Source organism: Candidatus Nitrosopumilus sp. bin_32a (assembly GCF_054095935.1).
In genome coordinates this window covers 191,317-207,156 of sequence record NZ_JBSWSN010000002.1, presented here as the reverse complement: position 1 = coordinate 207,156, position 15,840 = coordinate 191,317, and the positions used below count along the sequence as shown (strand labels likewise).

The window sequence follows — 15,840 nt, the reverse complement described above, 5'->3', positions numbered from 1 at the left end:
ATTGACATGTCTGAAAACAAATATTCAAAGTGGACAGTTGAAGGAGACAAAAAAACAAAATGGATTTGCGGGTGTTTTCAAACATCTGATGACTATTTCAAATTCTGTAGCACTCATGATGACACTTTGAGAAAAGCAATTCAAAATCAAATCGATGAATTAGATATGACACTAATCATAGAAGATTAGATAGCAAGTATTGCAACAAATGCAGATACGAATACAATTGCAATTGTGTTTAATAATTTGATTACAGTGTTAAGTGCAGGACCTGCTGTATCCTTGTAAGGATCACCGATAATATCACCGACTACTGCAACTTTGTGTATTTCAGAACCTTTTTCTCCTTTCATTTCAACTAGTTTCTTTGCATTATCCCATGCGCCACCGGTGTTTGCCAAGTGATATGCCAGTAAGATTCCAGTTACAACTGCACCCATCAATAATCCTGCAACTGCAGTTGGACCGAGTAAAACTCCTAAAATGATTGGGGCAGTAATTGCAACGATAGCTGGTTTCCATAGTTCTTTAATTGATGCAACAGTGGCAATATCCACACATTTTGCATAATCAGGTTTTGATGTTCCTGCAAGAATTCCAGAATCTGCTTTGAATTGACGTCTGACCTCATCAACCATTTTTCCTGCAGCACGTGACACGCCATTAATGAGTTGGCCTGTAATGATAAATGGAATCAAACCACCGATTAGTAATCCAACTATGATTGATGGATTTGTTAAACTATAATCTAATACCAGTATACCTGCAAAAACATGTGCTGCTTCAAATTGAAATGCCTGAATCATAGCCAAGGCAGCTAATGCAGCACTTGCAATTGCAAAGCCTTTGGTAACAGCTTTTGTTGTATTTCCTACAGCGTCAATTTCATCTGTGACTTTACGATTTTCTTCACCCATTCCAGTCATCTCAACAATGCCACCTGCATTATCTGCAATTGGACCAAATGCATCAATACTTAGAACAATTCCTGCCAAACTCAACATTGCCATTGCAGTCATTGCAGTACCAAAGATTCCATAGAGTACTGGGTCTGCACCTTCAGGAGCAGCACTTGATGCAATACTATAAGATACGATTATTGCAATTACTAGGGCAATCATAAACGGTCCAGTAGATTGCATGCCTTTGATAATTCCCATTAATGTTAATGATGCATAACCCCATTTTGCAGAGTCTGCAATTTCTTGAACTGGTTTTTGTTTGTAACTGGTGTAGTAATCAGTAATTTTTTGAATTACAGGTACAAGAATGACACCGATAACAGTAGAGCCAAACAAAGCATAGGATGCTGGAGAATCTCCAATGAATTGCATGATAAAGACATAGTTTAGTGCTATAGCAATTGATGCTGAAACATAAAATGAACGATTAAGCGGCTTCATAACATCTGTAACATTTTTTGAGCCGACAATTACAACACCGATAATTGATGCAATCATTCCTGAAGAACCAATGAGTATTGGGTAAAGGAAAAAGTTTGGTGCACCAATTAATGCTGCAATTAACAATGCCGCAAGAATTGTTACAATATAAGATTCATAAACATCAGAGCCCATTCCGGCTGCATCGCCAACATTATCCCCTACATTATCTGCAATAGTTGCAGGGTTTCTAGGATCATCTTCAGGAATATTTACTTCAACTTTACCTACCAAGTCAGCGCCCATATCTGCTGCCTTTGTGAAAATACCACCGCCGATTCTGATGAATAATGCAATAAGACTTGCTCCAATTCCTACACCTGCAATGGTGATTGGATCTGGATAAATTAGATATAGACCTGTAATTGCCAACAGAGCCATTGCAGGAACTGCAAGACCAACTGTAGCCCCTCCTCTGAAAGCCATAGCAAATGTCTTTCCAAGGCCAGAACCACTTAGATTTGCAGCTCTAACTGCTGCTTTGACTGTAATTTTTAATGAGATAACTCCTGCAACTGCAGATAATGTCGCACCTACTGCAAATGCAAGTGCATTTGAGAAATTAAGGAATACGCCGATAATTACTGTTAATGCTATTGCGACCGGAATAATAATTTTCATCTCTCTTTTTAGAAATGCTGCAGCACCTTCTTTGACAGCATTTGATATGTCCATCATTTCTTTGGTTCCTGCAGGTTGTTTTGTAATCCAAAATACCAATCCGCCAGCGACTAAAAATGATGCAATTGCTGCAATAAATGGCAGAATTTCTGGAATTTCCATAATATATTTAATTTGCCAAATTCTGGGAAATATAAATCAAATAGCAGAGATCTTGTTTCTTTTTCGATATGGAGGAAATGATTTTCCCCGTAGTCCTTGTCTTACCAATTTGTTGAATCTTTTACCATGAGCAAGATATGGAAATCGCATGTGAATTAATTCGTGAACTATAGTATTCTCCAAAGTCTTTTCATCAGGAATTTTTCGCACATTAATGAACACTAGATTATGTTGAAGATAAGATACACCATAATATTTGTAAGCTGATGTTCTTCTACCCTCAGTCATTTCTTTAGGGGCATCCAATACTTCTTTGGTACTTAAAAGAATTTTAGGTTCTGAAATTGAAAAACGATTAGAGTAAATTCCAACTTTTTCTAAAATTTGTAACGAAAGTTCAGGGTCTAGCTTCACACGATTACATAATGAAATCCGTGTTTATCTTCAAATGTCAATTGTTGTACAAAATTTGGTGTATTTTGATTTGGTAATTTATGAATTAATAGGGTCAGAGGTAATAGTGGGGTAATCATCAATATCATACAGCCACCGTCTCATCACACCCCAATTATTCCATTAAATCAAGTAGTGTTTGTACTTTATTTCTAATTTCGGGAGTTATTCTCACTATAACTAGTCCTTCATTTGGCTGACCATACAAAACAACAGCATTTTCAGGAGCATGAATGCATACAGGTAATACCAAAAGATCCTCCTCACCGTTTACAAGAATTCTGACAGGTGCTTGTAATGTAAATGCCTTTTTGATTACGGTGATGCTTTGAGATGTTATTTCTGCAGCAGGATTATCCACAGTTAGCTCTGTTGCATTATCTGATTTTGGAAGTTCTTTTTTTTTCCTTTTCTCCTGACCGTCAATGATTTGCAATGAAGGAGTCAAATGAAAATTTATCATTTTTTCTGTAGTTCTATCACCAACAGAAATTACATACGAGTCTTTTGAGAGATATTTTTCAATATTGTTTTTGTCAGCTTGGCTCTCAGGCAATAGTACCCCCAGAGGGATTTTCATTTGTTCTCTTAGAGAAGGAGGTAATTTCACAGGAATCGAGACTAACTTGTACTTGCCTCTGGTGCAGGTTCCTCGCCAGCGCTTTCAGATGCCATCTCTTCTTGCAATTTTGATGCAATGATACTGCATTGTGCTGCAATATTTTTTGCACTTTTTCTAAAAGCAGTTGCACTTGGAGAGTCAGGATTTGTAATCATAATTGGTTTTCCTAAATCAGAACCGGCCATAATTCCAGCGTTTAATGGGATTTCACCTAAGAATGGCATGTTGAATTGTTCGCTAATTTTCTTTGCACCGCCTTCGCCAAAAATGTAATGTTTTTCATCACAGTTTGGACAAATGAAATGAGCCATATTTTCAACAACTCCAATAATTGGAACGTTTAATTTTTCAAACATTGAAACTGCTTTTACTGCAACATGACTTGCAACATCTTGTGGCGTTGTAACAACAAGTATTCCAGTGATTGGAATTGTTTGTGCAAGAGTTAATGGAATATCACCAGTGCCAGGAGGAAGATCCACAATAAGATAATCCAAGTCAGACCAATTAGTATCAACTAAAAATTGTTTTAAAATTCCAGAAATGATTGGACCACGATAAATTGCTGCTTGATTGGATTGATCTGCAAAGAAACCAAATGATACAACTTTTAATCCATGAGAGTCTGCAGGTTGAAGTTTGTTATCCTCAACTTCCATGGAACCGTCTTTCAATCCAAGCATCAATGGAATGCTAGGACCATAGATATCAGCATCCAACAAACCAACTTTTGCTCCTGATTCAGATAATGCCAAAGCTAAATTCAAAGAGACAGTTGACTTTCCAACACCGCCTTTTCCACTTGCAACACCAATGATATTCTTGACAGTTTTCATTCCAGTGTCATCATCAAGGGAGCGTCCTTCCATGACTTTGGCAGTTACTTTCATATCCAAATTTTTCAAATCAGAGAGTTCTGCAATTGCCTTTCGAACATCATCTTCAATTTCGACATTAAACGGACATGCAGGAGTTGTTAATTCTAAAGTAAATTTTAGATTACCATCATTAAGTTCTAAATCCTTAATCATCCCCATTGAAACAATATCTTTTTTCAAATCAGGGTCAATTACAGTACTGAGTTTTTCAAGAACCTGATCTATACCAACCATTGCTCAAAAAACCAGTTTACTTTATTTAAACATAAGTTAGAGACCAAAAGAAATTGGCAGTTATTTGAAAAAAATGAAAAAATTTTGGAAATTCAAGCCTAAAAACACCTAAACATTCATAAATTGAAATTCGAGAAAAAGTGTACATTTGTTTTCTATATCTACTCTAGTTGATGTCGTCAGGATTCCACCTAGTTTGTTTGGAACTACACTCAAAAAAGCAGGATTAAACATTCTCAAAGAAAAATACGAGAGTATGATTAATGCAGAGTTAGGATACATCATTATGATTTTAGATGCCAAAGTCGACGAGATGGGAAAAATGATTGCCGGAGACGGTGGAACATTTCACAAAGTCGAATTTGAAGCATTAACATTTTATCCAAAATTACAAGAAATTGTACAAGGTGAAATTGTAGACATTACAGACTTTGGAGCATTCGTAAGAATTGGTCCAACTGATGCATTACTTCACTTATCACAAGTTATGGATGATTATCTCAAGAGTGATGTAAAATCTGGAATGATCTTGGCCAATCAAAGTGGTAGAACACTAAAAGTCGGTTCTACACTTCGTGCAAGAATCACTGCAGTATCATTAGGAAAAGCTGCTGCAATGGGCAAGATTGGAATTACATGCAGACAACCATTCCTTGGCGCAGATGATTGGATTGCAGAAGAAATTAAAAAAGCCGGCGGTGGCAAGGAAGAGCCAGCAAAGGAAGAAAAAGTAGAGGCAAGTTAGAATGGCACGAGAAATGGCATGCCGCAAATGCAAACATGTGACAACTCTAAAAGTATGTCCAAATTGCAAATCATCAGACTTGACACCAGATTGGAACGGAGTTGTACTAGTAGTTGATCCAACAAATTCAGAAATATCAAAAACCCTAGGCATCACTACAAAAGGCAAATACGCAATCAAAGTAACATAAAATCTTTAAAATCACATCAACATTTTATCAGTATATTGACATTTAATTCAAAAAAACAATTATCACAATTTCTTGCTGAAGATATTGGTAAAGGAGACATTACAAGTAATCTCTTACCAAAAAAAAGAATATCAGTTAAAATTATTTCTAGAGAAAATGCAATTCTTGCTGGGGTTACATACGCTAAAGAGATTTTCAAATTAAGAGGTTGCAGTGCAAGGATTTTCAAAAAAGACGGCTCCAAAATAAAGCCAAATCAAACCATCATGATAATCACAGGTAATGCAGGGAACATACTAACTTGCGAGAGAACAGTACTGAATCTTTTAACAAGAATGAGTGGAATTGCCACTCAAACAAATTCCTTGGTGAAAAAAATCCCAAAGAAAACAAAATTGTATGCCACAAGGAAAACAGCCCCAGGTTTAAGATATTTTGATAAAGAGGCAGTAGAGATCGGCGGAGGTAAAAGGCATAGACTCACGCTAGATGAAATGGTGATGATTAAAGATAATCACATTGCAGTAGAAAATTCATTACTATCTTTAATTAAAAAAGCAAAGAAAAAATATAAAAAATTTGAAGTCGAAGTTGAAAATACTTCAGATGCAATATTAGCAGCAAAAGAAGGAGCAACCATAATCATGCTAGACAACTTTACACCTGCACAAATCAAGAAAACAATTCAGACTCTAAAAAACATGAAGTTGAGAAACAAAGTGATGCTAGAAGCGTCAGGTGGGATTACTTCTAAAAACATTTCAAAGTATGGTCAAACTGAAGTGGATATTATTTCAGTAGGCAGCATTACAAATTCTGTTAAAGGGATTGACATGAGTTTAGAGATTTAATTCTGCTAACAGGTTAGATACGGCTTTATTTTTAGGATCAATTTCTTGAATCTTTTCACAGCAAGAAATTGCTCGTTTGTTTTCACCTAATTTTTGATGAGAATAGGCCTTTAACAACAAAACATCGACATCATAAGTTCCAATTTCAAGAGCTTTTTCAAAATAAGAAATTGCAGTTTTGTATCTATTTTGCAAATAGTAAATCCCACCCACAGTGAATAAAACATCATGATTATGTGGCACTTTGCGTAGATAGTCTGTCCCTAATTTTAAAGCCTCAGCATATTTTTTTTCTTTTACTAATTTTTTAATTTCTTTTAATTTCTGAGCATTTTTTTTCTTTTGAGGATCTTGTGATTCACGTGAAAACAATCCAACCAAAACAGTCACACAGTTCAGCTTATTGCAAGCATTCTATCAATTGCCAAACGGGCTTTGTCTGCAATTTCTTTAGGAACGGTGACAACATTTTTTTCATTGATTAATGCATCATATACTTTTTCAAGCGTAATCATTTTCATGTATTGGCATTCTGCTTTTTCAGATGCAGGAATGAAAGTCTTACCAGGGTTTTGTTGTCTCATTTTATAGAGAATTCCAGTTTCTGTAGCAACTACAAAATTCTTTGATTTTGATGTATTTGCATGATTTAGCATTCCCTCAGTAGAAAGAATTGAAACTTTTTGATTATCATAACTTCCATCGGCTACATCGTACATCATTGGAGTTGTACAACTACATTCAGGATGAATTAGAAATTCTGCATCTTGCATGGACTCTAATTTTTTAGTTACATCTTCAGGAGTGATTCCTGCATGAACATGGCATTCACCAGCCCAGATGTGCATATTTTTTCTACCAGTCATTTTAGCAACATAAGATCCTAGAAACATGTCAGGTAAAAATAAAATTTCCTTGTTTTCAGGAATTGCTTTTACAACATTGACGGCATTAGCTGAAGTGCAGCAATAATCAAGTTCTGCTTTAATTTCAGCAGTAGTGTTGACATACCCGACTGCTATTGCATCAGGATGTTGTTTCTTCCAGTTTTTTAATTCATCAACAGTAATTGAATCAGACAATGAACATCCGGCTTCTAAATCAGGGATTAAGACTCTTTTTTCAGGGCTAATTATGGCAGCAGTTTCAGCCATAAAATGGACACCACAAAATAGAATTGTTTTTTGTGGAGTTTTTGCAGCTTGCCTGGACAGTCCCAATGAATCCCCTGTAAAATCAGCAACATCCTGAACATCAGGAATTTGATAATTATGAGCTAAAATTACAACATCTTTTTCTTTTTTTAACCTCATAATCTCTTCTTTGAGTTCAGAGGATTGTTGTACGAGCATATACAAAGAAAATGAATAGAGTATGAATTTAAAGAATGAGGAATAGTCCAGAATTCTCAGGAAAACCAGCAAATGTGGCAATAATTGCCATATTACGTACCAATCTGAATACCATCAGAGCAATATTTCCTCAAAGTTTCAATCGCAGACAAAATTGCCAGTCTGCTAGTTTTTGGATTATTTGTATCAGGATAATTCTCTATAGTAAAAGTCATTTTTCCAAATTTTCCTTCAGCTTCAATATGATGAGTATTTTTGTCAGTGTTTGGGTCTGCAATTATTTTTACCCTAGTCTTTTCACTACCAATTCCAGATAAAGAGAGCAGTGCAGCAACGTTGATGTTTGCAGGAAATAAAGTGACAGCGTCTTTTGCAGTCCCTTCAAAAATTATTGTCGGCAAACTAATTGAATCCAAATTAATTTCAGAATTCTCAAAAAACTTTGCACCCTTTAGAGATTTTGGATGTTTGGTAGTAGTTATTGACAGAGATTCCAATTCACCCTTGACAGATTTCAGACCATCCAAGCCGGCAATTGCGCCAGATGGAAGGAAGATTGTTTTTTTGAAATCCTTACAGGCATCAGATAAAATATCATAAATTGATTCATCTAACAACGCACCAACACTCATGATCATCAAGTCTCGTTTGTTTTGCAAAACACTTAGTGCGACATCTCTTACTGCGTCTTGTGATGCAGCTTCAACTACAATATTGACTGGATGAGAGGATAAGAGATGGGAATTTTCAACTATCTCAGGCTTATTTTTTAATTTTTCAACCAAGGCCAGAGACGCGTCTTTAGAATCATCATACACGTGTGTAAGAGTTGCAGGAATTTTACCAGAGTCAATTGCTAATGCAATTTCAGTACCAATCGCTCCACAACCTAACAATCCTATTCTTGTCAATTAAGAATACTAGAAAATATCACTTAATTAATTCTAGTCCAAGGGCTACCAAGGAAAGAATTGCGTACAAAATAGACTAAACCCATTATAGAAATTCCAAGAATCAAAATTGCGTAGGTTCCAAATTCAGGGATAATTCTAGTTCCAATAATTTCGATTTTTTGTGCATCTTCAGAAATGATAAAACCTATGACATAATCATTAGGGAATTTCATCAGATCATATCCAGTATCAACTCCATCAACTAGAACTTTGAATTGTTCACCCTCAGCATAAAGCACATCTTCTGGAGTCCTAACCCAGAAATCAGTTTTTTCAGGAACATCTTCCATGATTATTTCAATTGATTTTCTTTCCTCGTTGATATTCATTGAAGACAATACAGGATAAAGTTCATCAGAACCCATTGAATCTAGACTACCACGATATCCATAATAGATATCATAAGATTTTTCATCAAAAGCAAAAGTGACTTTTTCAGATTCTAATTGGGAAATGTCAAGGTATTGAGCATATGCATCAGGATTAAAGATGTGTTCTGCAAATGCCAAGCTAGATGCAGGAATCATCAAGAGTAAAGAAAATAACATGACATAACGAATCATTACAAAAAGGAAGATTTTATCACATATAAGAAAAAGGTAAATTCCCATAGATGGTTACATTAGGAATCATTTATCCTCAAGACTTTTTTAATAAAAAAATCAACAAACAATCATGAAATGGTATCAAAATTTGGTTTTTACAGCATTATTGTCACTTTCAATATTTACAGTAGGATTTTCAGCAGATGCCACGATGGATTCTCCTAAAAAACAGATGAGTAGAGGCGTTTTAGTCGAAGACGTTTTGTGCAGAGAAGGATTAGAATTAGTTATCAGAACAAATGGGAATGCCGCATGTGTGAGACCAGAGACTACAGATAGAATGGAAAAAGCAGGGATGTTGTTTATTCCAATAAAATTTTTAGATTTACAAAAAGACATCAAAACAGTTCAAGCATCTAAAACAGAAATGCAAACAGTTCCAGCATCAAGCATGTCAATTGTAAATTTCTACATTACGGATCATGATTTGAATATTGCACATAGCGGTGTGGAAGTAGTTTCCACTCAAGGATTGTTTGAATTTACAATTAACGGTATTCAAATTAATGGACCCAAAAACATGATTGAAACAGGACCAGATACGGGGCAGTTTTACATTAAACTAGAGCTACCAGATACAATCAATGGAAGGCCACTAAGTCAAGACGATATTGTATTGATAAAATATTTGGATGACTCTGACTATTCTGGTGAAAAAAGAGTGCTGGTAAAATCGGTTCCACTTGCCAAGACATTTGCCAATCTGCAATCATCAGGCGGAGGTTCAAGGATTGGTCACGAGTTTGCTGTGAGAATTTACGAGCCAGACGCAAACAGGGATTCAAAAAATGAGGATAAAATTTCACTTTCAGAATTAGAGTTTAGAGGGGATGGCGGGATCAGAACAACATTAGCCAACCCAAAATTTGATGCAAACAGAAGTTATCTTGTAGAAACAGGACCCAACACAAGCACGTTTGAAGTGATGATTAAGATCCCACGAGAGATAGATGGGAAAACAATCCACATTGGGGATGAGTATGAAATTAGATACATTGACAAATCAACACCGTCAAACACAAATGAGAAGATCATTCTCAAAGGTAGAATAGGATAAAGTGTTTGATGGATCATGTTTGTCAAGGTTCAGCATAACCTAAAGATTTTATTCGAACCTACAAAGTATTGTTGTGCTTAATACAGTATACAAAGATGCAATCATCAACAGAGAAAAGATGCTCTCAATTCTAAGGGGGCCAAAATTTGAACAAATTTTACAAAAAGCACGAAATAATTGGATGGATTTTACGCCTAAAAAAGAAGAAGTTGTTACTGCAGGGATTGATTCTAGTTTTAACAATACAAAATTTCAGGGTATCGAGTTATGGGCAACTACATCTGTTTCAATAAAATCAGATGGGGAAATTTTAGTTGATTTGCACCAATCAGGATTGGGCTCTGCAGATGATATTTCAAGTATTGCAAGTAAAATGGAAATTGAAGCATGTGAGAAAACAGTTGATAGCGTAGACATGGTATTGATGGATGGTTCCCTACATTCTCAATTAATGACTAGACAAGCAAACTTAGGAGCATCGATTGTAAGAATAATGAAAAAGAAAGATAATGTGATTTTCATTGCAAAGACATCAAACACAAAAAAACAATTTGAAAATCTAGGTTCTCTTGCAGGAGATATTTTCTATTATAATCACGTAACAAACAAACCTGGATTTAGTAAAATTTTTGTAGAAAAAAGATACGGTGCGGATAAAATAATTTCCTCAACATTTGTAAGATTAAGTGACTCCACTCCAATAATCAAATTAGAATTTTTGGGAGAACAACATGATGAAAACGAAGTTAAATCAATTATGAATAAATTATACAAAACAAGTGTTGGCGGATATCCATACGCACTAAAGCTTGCACATAATAACTGTAAAATATCTGATAAAGAACTTGCAAAGATGGTAAGTTTGTTAGGATTAAGTAATGAAATAGGTTCACGGGAGGTATTGGGTTGAGTCTAGGTTTTGTAATTGGTGAATCAAAACCAACTATCGTCACAGCAATTACTTCAAGAGCATTATCAGTAGGAGAGTATATCAAAATTAGTTCAGATGAAGGGGAAATTCTAGGATTAGTAGAAAGATCTTCAGTATCCAGTGCAGCATTTACAGATGTTAAAAATTTTGATGAGGCCTCAGAAAGTACTGAAATCGCAGAACTAAATAAAAGAGATAAAACATTTACGGCACATGTTGGGATTTTAGGATTTTTAGAAAATCTAAGAAAAGGTCAGTCAATCATACCTGCAATTCCTCCAATTCCAGGTACAGAAATCACTTTACCAAGTAATCAAGATCTAGAAGAAATTTTTAGTCCAAAAAAAGAAGGGTGGGTAAGTATTGGAAATCTTTTACGAAATAAATCAATTGACGCTAAAGTAAATTTGGATAAAATTGTTTCAAGACATTTAGGAATTCTTGCAATGACTGGAATGGGTAAAAGTAATTTAGTATCATTAATTACAAAACAAATTTCAAAATTAAAAGGAACTGTGATAATTTTTGACTATCATAATGACTATACAAGTTTAAACATTCCACGCATCAATGTAATTGACGCAAAAATAAATCCCAGATTATTAGATGCGGAGCAACTCTCAGACGTATTAGAGATTAGAGATAGTGCCACGGTTCAACAAAGAGTATTGAGAATGGCATTTACAAAACAGGTTAAAGAATCTAAAGAATTTTGGAGTAAATTAGAAAGTGAGGTAGATGCTATTGTAAATTCAGAAGATAAAAAACTTAAAGAGATTAGATCGTCAGCATATAGAGTTCAAGATATTATCGAAGAAGCTCAAAAAAGATTTGAGGAAATTTTAGATCCTGATATGGGGGATCCAATTAGTTTCATCAAAGAAGGGCGTGCAAATATTCTTAACATTTCAGAGTTATCAGAAAAACAAGCAAATGTAGCTTTAGCATTTTACTTACAACAACTACTCAAAGACAGAAAAGACGCCAGTATTGCACAACATGGAAAAACCAAAAGGGAAAGAAATTTCAAATTTAATTCGCCAATTTTTGTAATCATTGAGGAGGCACATGTCTTTATTCCAAAAGATCATGATACTAGTGCAAAATATTGGGCTGCAAAAATTGCCAGAGAAGGTAGAAAGTTTGGTTTAGGTCTCGGAATAGTTTCTCAACGACCACGAAGTGTAGATCTAAACGTTCTAAGCCAGATGGGCTCATTTGCAATAATGAAAATAATTCAAGAAGACGATCAGAGGCAAATAGCCTCGGCAACAGAATCAACTAGTCGTGAATTAATTGCTCAATTAACGTCACTTAACGTCGGAGATGCAGTACTTGTTGGACAATGGACAAATCTTCCATCATTAGTCCACGTTGAAGAAGTAAAAGAGAAGATCATGGGTGCGGATCAAAGTGCAATTAATGCATGGGCAAAGGCAGATAAAATGAATGAAATTGCAATAGAATCAACTCAAGGATTAGTACAGAAAGATTTGTTATTAGACTAATGTTATTTTCACATATTTCAGATACGCATTTGGGATTAGTACAATATGGTTCAGAGGAACGTGCACAAGATGTGTATGATGTGTTTAATCAAGCAATAGACACATCAATTAAAGATCATGTAAATTTTGTAATTTTTGCAGGAGATATTTTCCATGTTCCAAATCCAAATGGAACTGCAATTATACAAATGGCAAATGGATTAAAAAGATTAAAACAAAATAATATTGATTCATTTTTTATTTTAGGAGAACATGACATTAGTAGAATTAGAACAACGCCAATTCCATACGTATATCATAATTTAGAATTTTCAAAATATATTGGTCAAGGAAAACCCATAGAATACAAAGGGGTGATTTTAGCTGGATTTGATAAAATAAGAAAAGCAGAAATTTCACAATATGAAGAAAAATTTACAGCAATAGATAACAGTGTCAAAGATCATCCAGGTCACAAAATTTTGGTTTTACATCAAGGAATCACAGAATTTAACAAATTTGCAGGAGAGTTACAATCAACAGATTTACCAAAAAATTTTACATATTATGCGATGGGACATCTTCACGATAAAGACATAAAGCAATTTAGTCATCTAAATGGGCCTGTAGTTTATCCAGGATCTATAGAATTAACAACTAGTGAAGGAATTAAAGAAACAAAAAAAGGATTCTTCGAAGTAGATATTTCTGGAAAAGATGCAAATCCAAATTGGATTGAGTTAGACGCACGCCCACAAATTTCATTCAAAACAGATTATCAAGATTTATCAAAAACAATAGATGAAATTTCTAAGAAAATTATTTCCGAAGGGAAAAAACCTATTGTAGAGGTAAAAATCCAAGGAGAAAACATAGAAACAGACCATATTCAGGCACAAATTGCAAGATTGAATTCATTGGTATTGAGATGTTTTTGGAGAATAAGTACAAAGCAAGTTTCAGATTCTTCAGTGTTTTTAGATAGACCAAATATCATTGATGATGAAATGTATAGATTATCCATTGATGCTTTAGGATCTGAAGAAACAGCCAAATTTGCCATAAAAGAACTACTACCAATTTTAGCATCAGGTGAAATCAAAGAAGCATCACAAATAGTTTTTGAGGATTTTGAGAAATTCAAAAGAGAGAGAAAAATATGATCACATCTATTGAATTAGGGGATTTTTTATCTCATTCAAATACAGAATTAAATTTTGAAAACGGAGTTACTGTTTTTGTAGGAGATAACGGTGCAGGAAAATCAAGCATAATAGATGCCATAACATTTGCATTGTTTGGTCAACATACAAGAAAATCAAATAAAGGGTTGATTAAACGTGGATCAACTCAAGGATTTGCAAAAATCGGTTTTTCAATTAATGGGAAACAATTTGAAGCAGTAAGAAAAATAGACAGCAAAGGAACACTGACAGCAACATTTGCAGAAATAATAGATAATGAGCGTGTTGAAATAGCAGCGGGTGAAAGAAAACAATTTGGTGAATCAATGACACACGAGGTTGAAAAAGTCATCGGATTAGATTTTGAAAAATTAAAAATTGCATCAATTGTTCAACAAGGAGAACTAAATACAATCATCAATGCAAAACCAAAAGAATTCAAAGAATTACTAAACGCAATTATAGGAATTGACAAACTTGATGTAGCATCTGAATCAATGAAGACAGTAAATAAAAATTTTCGAGAAAAAATTAGAGAGACAATTGGATATGACGATACACATATAGAAATTTTATCACGAGATTTAGAAAGATACCAAAAAGAAATAACTGAATCAAAACCAGAAAAAAGGACTCTGGAATCAAAACAAGAAAAATTGAAAAAAGAAGTCGACGATATTAGAAAAAAAGTAGAAATGGATTTACCAAAAATTGATAAAATCAATCAGTTAGAATCAAGAAAAAAAGAGATACTAGCATATGCAAAAGAAGCAATTCATGAAATTCAGCATCAAATCAATGAAAATGAGCGTAAAATTCATGACTGTGAAGGATGTTTTGAGCATGCTTTGATAAAATCAGATTTAGAGTCCAAGATTCTCAAAGTTGAAGAGGCAATAGAAGATTCAGTTAAGAAAATTCAAGAAATGACCAACCAAACAATATCATTAAAAGAAAAACTATTGCTCGCATCAAAACTTCACTTAAAAGACGACAAATGTCCCGTATGTGATTCAAGTGTAGAAAAATTAAATCCACTATTTCAAGAAGAACATCTCAGACAAGAAATCTCAGAAATCCAAAATCAAATCATTTCAAAAGAAAAAGAGAGAGACATGTATAATCAAAAAAAGAAAGAATTTTCAACAAAATTACAAATATCCAGAGATGCAGAAGCTACTCTTAGAGCTTATTCAATTAACAATAAAGAAGAATTAATAAAAATTCAAGAAGATGTAAAAATAAAGAAACAAAAAATTCCCTTAACTACAAATGGAAGTTTAGTCGAAATATCAACAATAGATAATCATGCAAAAATGATCTTTGAAAATATTTTAAAATTAGAAGATGAAATAAAAGGATTTGATGAACATGAATTCAACATTCTGAAGATGTCGGTAAATGAAAAACAAATAATTTTATCGCAAATTGATCAACAATTGGGGGCAATCTCAGAGAAAATTTCCAAAGGTGAAGTGCAAATCAAAATAATTGAAAAAGCGATTGTAGAATTAATAACGGTAAAAGAATATGTTACAAACCTAAATGAAATTCAAACAAATATTTTTAGTAGAGATGGGCCAGTTGCCACAAGTCTAAGATCTTGGGCTTTGAATGCAATATCAGCCAAAGCATCCGAATACCTCACATTACTTAATACGAAGATTCAGAGGATTTTGTTATCAGAGAAAACAAGAGACATTTCAATTGCATGTTATTCAAAAAATGAAGTTTTAGAATTAGAATCACTTAGTGGCGGTGAAAAAGTCAGCGTGGCATTAGCATTACGATTAGGCATGGCAAGTCTTCTAGGGGCATCAAATCTCAACCTAATGATTCTAGATGAGCCCACAACCCACCTTGATGCAGAGAGGAAAAAATCACTAGTAGGCGTATTGTCACAATTATCAGATATTTCTAATTCAGAAACAAGAATGCAATTCCTAATAATTACTCATGATGCAGAAATTTTTGAAGACTCGACAGTTGAACAAATTTACAAATTTGAATCATCAGAACAAGGAAGCAAGGTCACAATGCTCTGACTTTTAATAAAAAATGGTTTAGTTTTTT

Annotated in this window: 17 protein-coding genes; 9 read left to right on the top strand and 8 right to left on the bottom strand. The window is 34.2% G+C overall.

Going from position 1 to position 15,840, the window contains the following annotated elements:
• The first annotated feature begins 6 nt into the window (after nt 1-6).
• Nucleotides 7-189: a hypothetical protein gene (locus tag ACW9XH_RS02250; RefSeq protein WP_457759007.1), complete on the top strand. Its 183-nt coding sequence runs from the start codon at nt 7-9 to the stop codon at nt 187-189.
• On the opposite strand, the gene ACW9XH_RS02245 is transcribed toward ACW9XH_RS02250, so the two are convergent.
• The 4 genes from ACW9XH_RS02245 to ACW9XH_RS02230 form a co-directional block, all read right to left on the bottom strand.
• Entirely contained in the window at nt 186-2,225 is a 2,040-nt protein-coding gene (locus ACW9XH_RS02245) for a sodium-translocating pyrophosphatase (RefSeq protein WP_457759006.1), read from the bottom strand. The two genes, ACW9XH_RS02250 and ACW9XH_RS02245, sit on opposite strands and share 4 nt — an antisense overlap.
• Before the next feature lie 36 nt (nt 2,226-2,261).
• On the bottom strand, nt 2,262-2,639 hold the full coding sequence (locus ACW9XH_RS02240; RefSeq protein ID WP_457759005.1) for a hypothetical protein: 378 nt from the start codon (nt 2,637-2,639) through the stop codon (nt 2,262-2,264).
• A gap of 154 nt (nt 2,640-2,793) precedes the next feature.
• Entirely contained in the window at nt 2,794-3,258 is a 465-nt protein-coding gene (locus ACW9XH_RS02235; protein WP_457759004.1) for a GTP-dependent dephospho-CoA kinase family protein, read from the bottom strand.
• A gap of 41 nt (nt 3,259-3,299) precedes the next feature.
• On the bottom strand, nt 3,300-4,412 hold the full coding sequence (locus ACW9XH_RS02230; RefSeq protein ID WP_457759003.1) for an Mrp/NBP35 family ATP-binding protein: 1,113 nt from the start codon (nt 4,410-4,412) through the stop codon (nt 3,300-3,302).
• 148 nt (nt 4,413-4,560) lie between these two features.
• Between ACW9XH_RS02230 and ACW9XH_RS02225 the strand changes: the two genes are divergently transcribed.
• The 3 genes from ACW9XH_RS02225 to nadC are packed head-to-tail and all read left to right on the top strand — an operon-like array spanning nt 4,561 to nt 6,198.
• Complete coding sequence (locus tag ACW9XH_RS02225; protein WP_457759002.1) at nt 4,561-5,157, top strand: DNA-directed RNA polymerase; 597 nt, start codon at nt 4,561-4,563, stop codon at nt 5,155-5,157.
• 1 nt (nt 5,158) lies between these two features.
• On the top strand, nt 5,159-5,347 hold the full coding sequence (gene spt4, locus ACW9XH_RS02220) for a transcription elongation factor subunit Spt4 (RefSeq protein WP_014965554.1): 189 nt from the start codon (nt 5,159-5,161) through the stop codon (nt 5,345-5,347).
• 32 nt (nt 5,348-5,379) lie between these two features.
• Nucleotides 5,380-6,198 carry a carboxylating nicotinate-nucleotide diphosphorylase gene (gene nadC / locus ACW9XH_RS02215; RefSeq protein ID WP_457759097.1) on the top strand — a complete coding sequence of 273 codons (819 nt, stop codon included), beginning with the start codon at nt 5,380-5,382 and terminating at the stop codon, nt 6,196-6,198.
• Here the strand turns inward: nadC and ACW9XH_RS02210 are convergent.
• From ACW9XH_RS02210 to ACW9XH_RS02195, 4 genes are all read right to left on the bottom strand, one after another.
• The gene (locus tag ACW9XH_RS02210) at nt 6,187-6,588 is read right to left on the bottom strand and encodes a tetratricopeptide repeat protein (RefSeq protein WP_457759001.1); all 402 of its coding nucleotides are present in this window, start codon (nt 6,586-6,588) and stop codon (nt 6,187-6,189) included. The two genes, nadC and ACW9XH_RS02210, sit on opposite strands and share 12 nt — an antisense overlap.
• Before the next feature lie 5 nt (nt 6,589-6,593).
• The gene (gene nadA, locus ACW9XH_RS02205) at nt 6,594-7,550 is read right to left on the bottom strand and encodes a quinolinate synthase NadA (protein ID WP_457759000.1); all 957 of its coding nucleotides are present in this window, start codon (nt 7,548-7,550) and stop codon (nt 6,594-6,596) included.
• Nucleotides 7,551-7,642: 92 nt separating this feature from the next.
• Nucleotides 7,643-8,461, bottom strand: coding sequence for an aspartate dehydrogenase (locus tag ACW9XH_RS02200; protein ID WP_457758999.1), 819 nt, complete (start codon nt 8,459-8,461; stop codon nt 7,643-7,645).
• A 23-nt stretch (nt 8,462-8,484) separates the two neighbouring features.
• Nucleotides 8,485-9,066: a PEFG-CTERM sorting domain-containing protein gene (locus ACW9XH_RS02195; protein ID WP_457758998.1), complete on the bottom strand. Its 582-nt coding sequence runs from the start codon at nt 9,064-9,066 to the stop codon at nt 8,485-8,487.
• Between the two features lie 112 nt (nt 9,067-9,178).
• Here ACW9XH_RS02195 and ACW9XH_RS02190 point away from each other — a divergent pair, with 112 nt between their 5' ends.
• From ACW9XH_RS02190 to ACW9XH_RS02170, 5 genes are all read left to right on the top strand, one after another.
• On the top strand, nt 9,179-10,165 hold the full coding sequence (locus tag ACW9XH_RS02190; protein ID WP_457758997.1) for a hypothetical protein: 987 nt from the start codon (nt 9,179-9,181) through the stop codon (nt 10,163-10,165).
• 118 nt (nt 10,166-10,283) lie between these two features.
• Nucleotides 10,284-11,075 carry a DNA double-strand break repair nuclease NurA gene (locus ACW9XH_RS02185; RefSeq protein ID WP_457759096.1) on the top strand — a complete coding sequence of 264 codons (792 nt, stop codon included), beginning with the start codon at nt 10,284-10,286 and terminating at the stop codon, nt 11,073-11,075.
• Nucleotides 11,072-12,604, top strand: a complete 1,533-nt coding sequence (locus ACW9XH_RS02180; protein WP_457758996.1) for a helicase HerA domain-containing protein — start codon at nt 11,072-11,074, stop codon at nt 12,602-12,604. The genes ACW9XH_RS02185 and ACW9XH_RS02180 overlap by 4 nt, the downstream gene beginning before the upstream one ends.
• Entirely contained in the window at nt 12,604-13,746 is a 1,143-nt protein-coding gene (locus tag ACW9XH_RS02175; protein ID WP_457758995.1) for a metallophosphoesterase, read from the top strand. The genes ACW9XH_RS02180 and ACW9XH_RS02175 overlap by 1 nt, the downstream gene beginning before the upstream one ends.
• Nucleotides 13,743-15,812, top strand: a complete 2,070-nt coding sequence (locus ACW9XH_RS02170) for an AAA family ATPase (protein WP_457758994.1) — start codon at nt 13,743-13,745, stop codon at nt 15,810-15,812. Before ACW9XH_RS02175 ends, ACW9XH_RS02170 begins: the two co-directional genes overlap by 4 nt.
• The last annotated feature ends 28 nt before the right edge of the window (nt 15,813-15,840 follow it).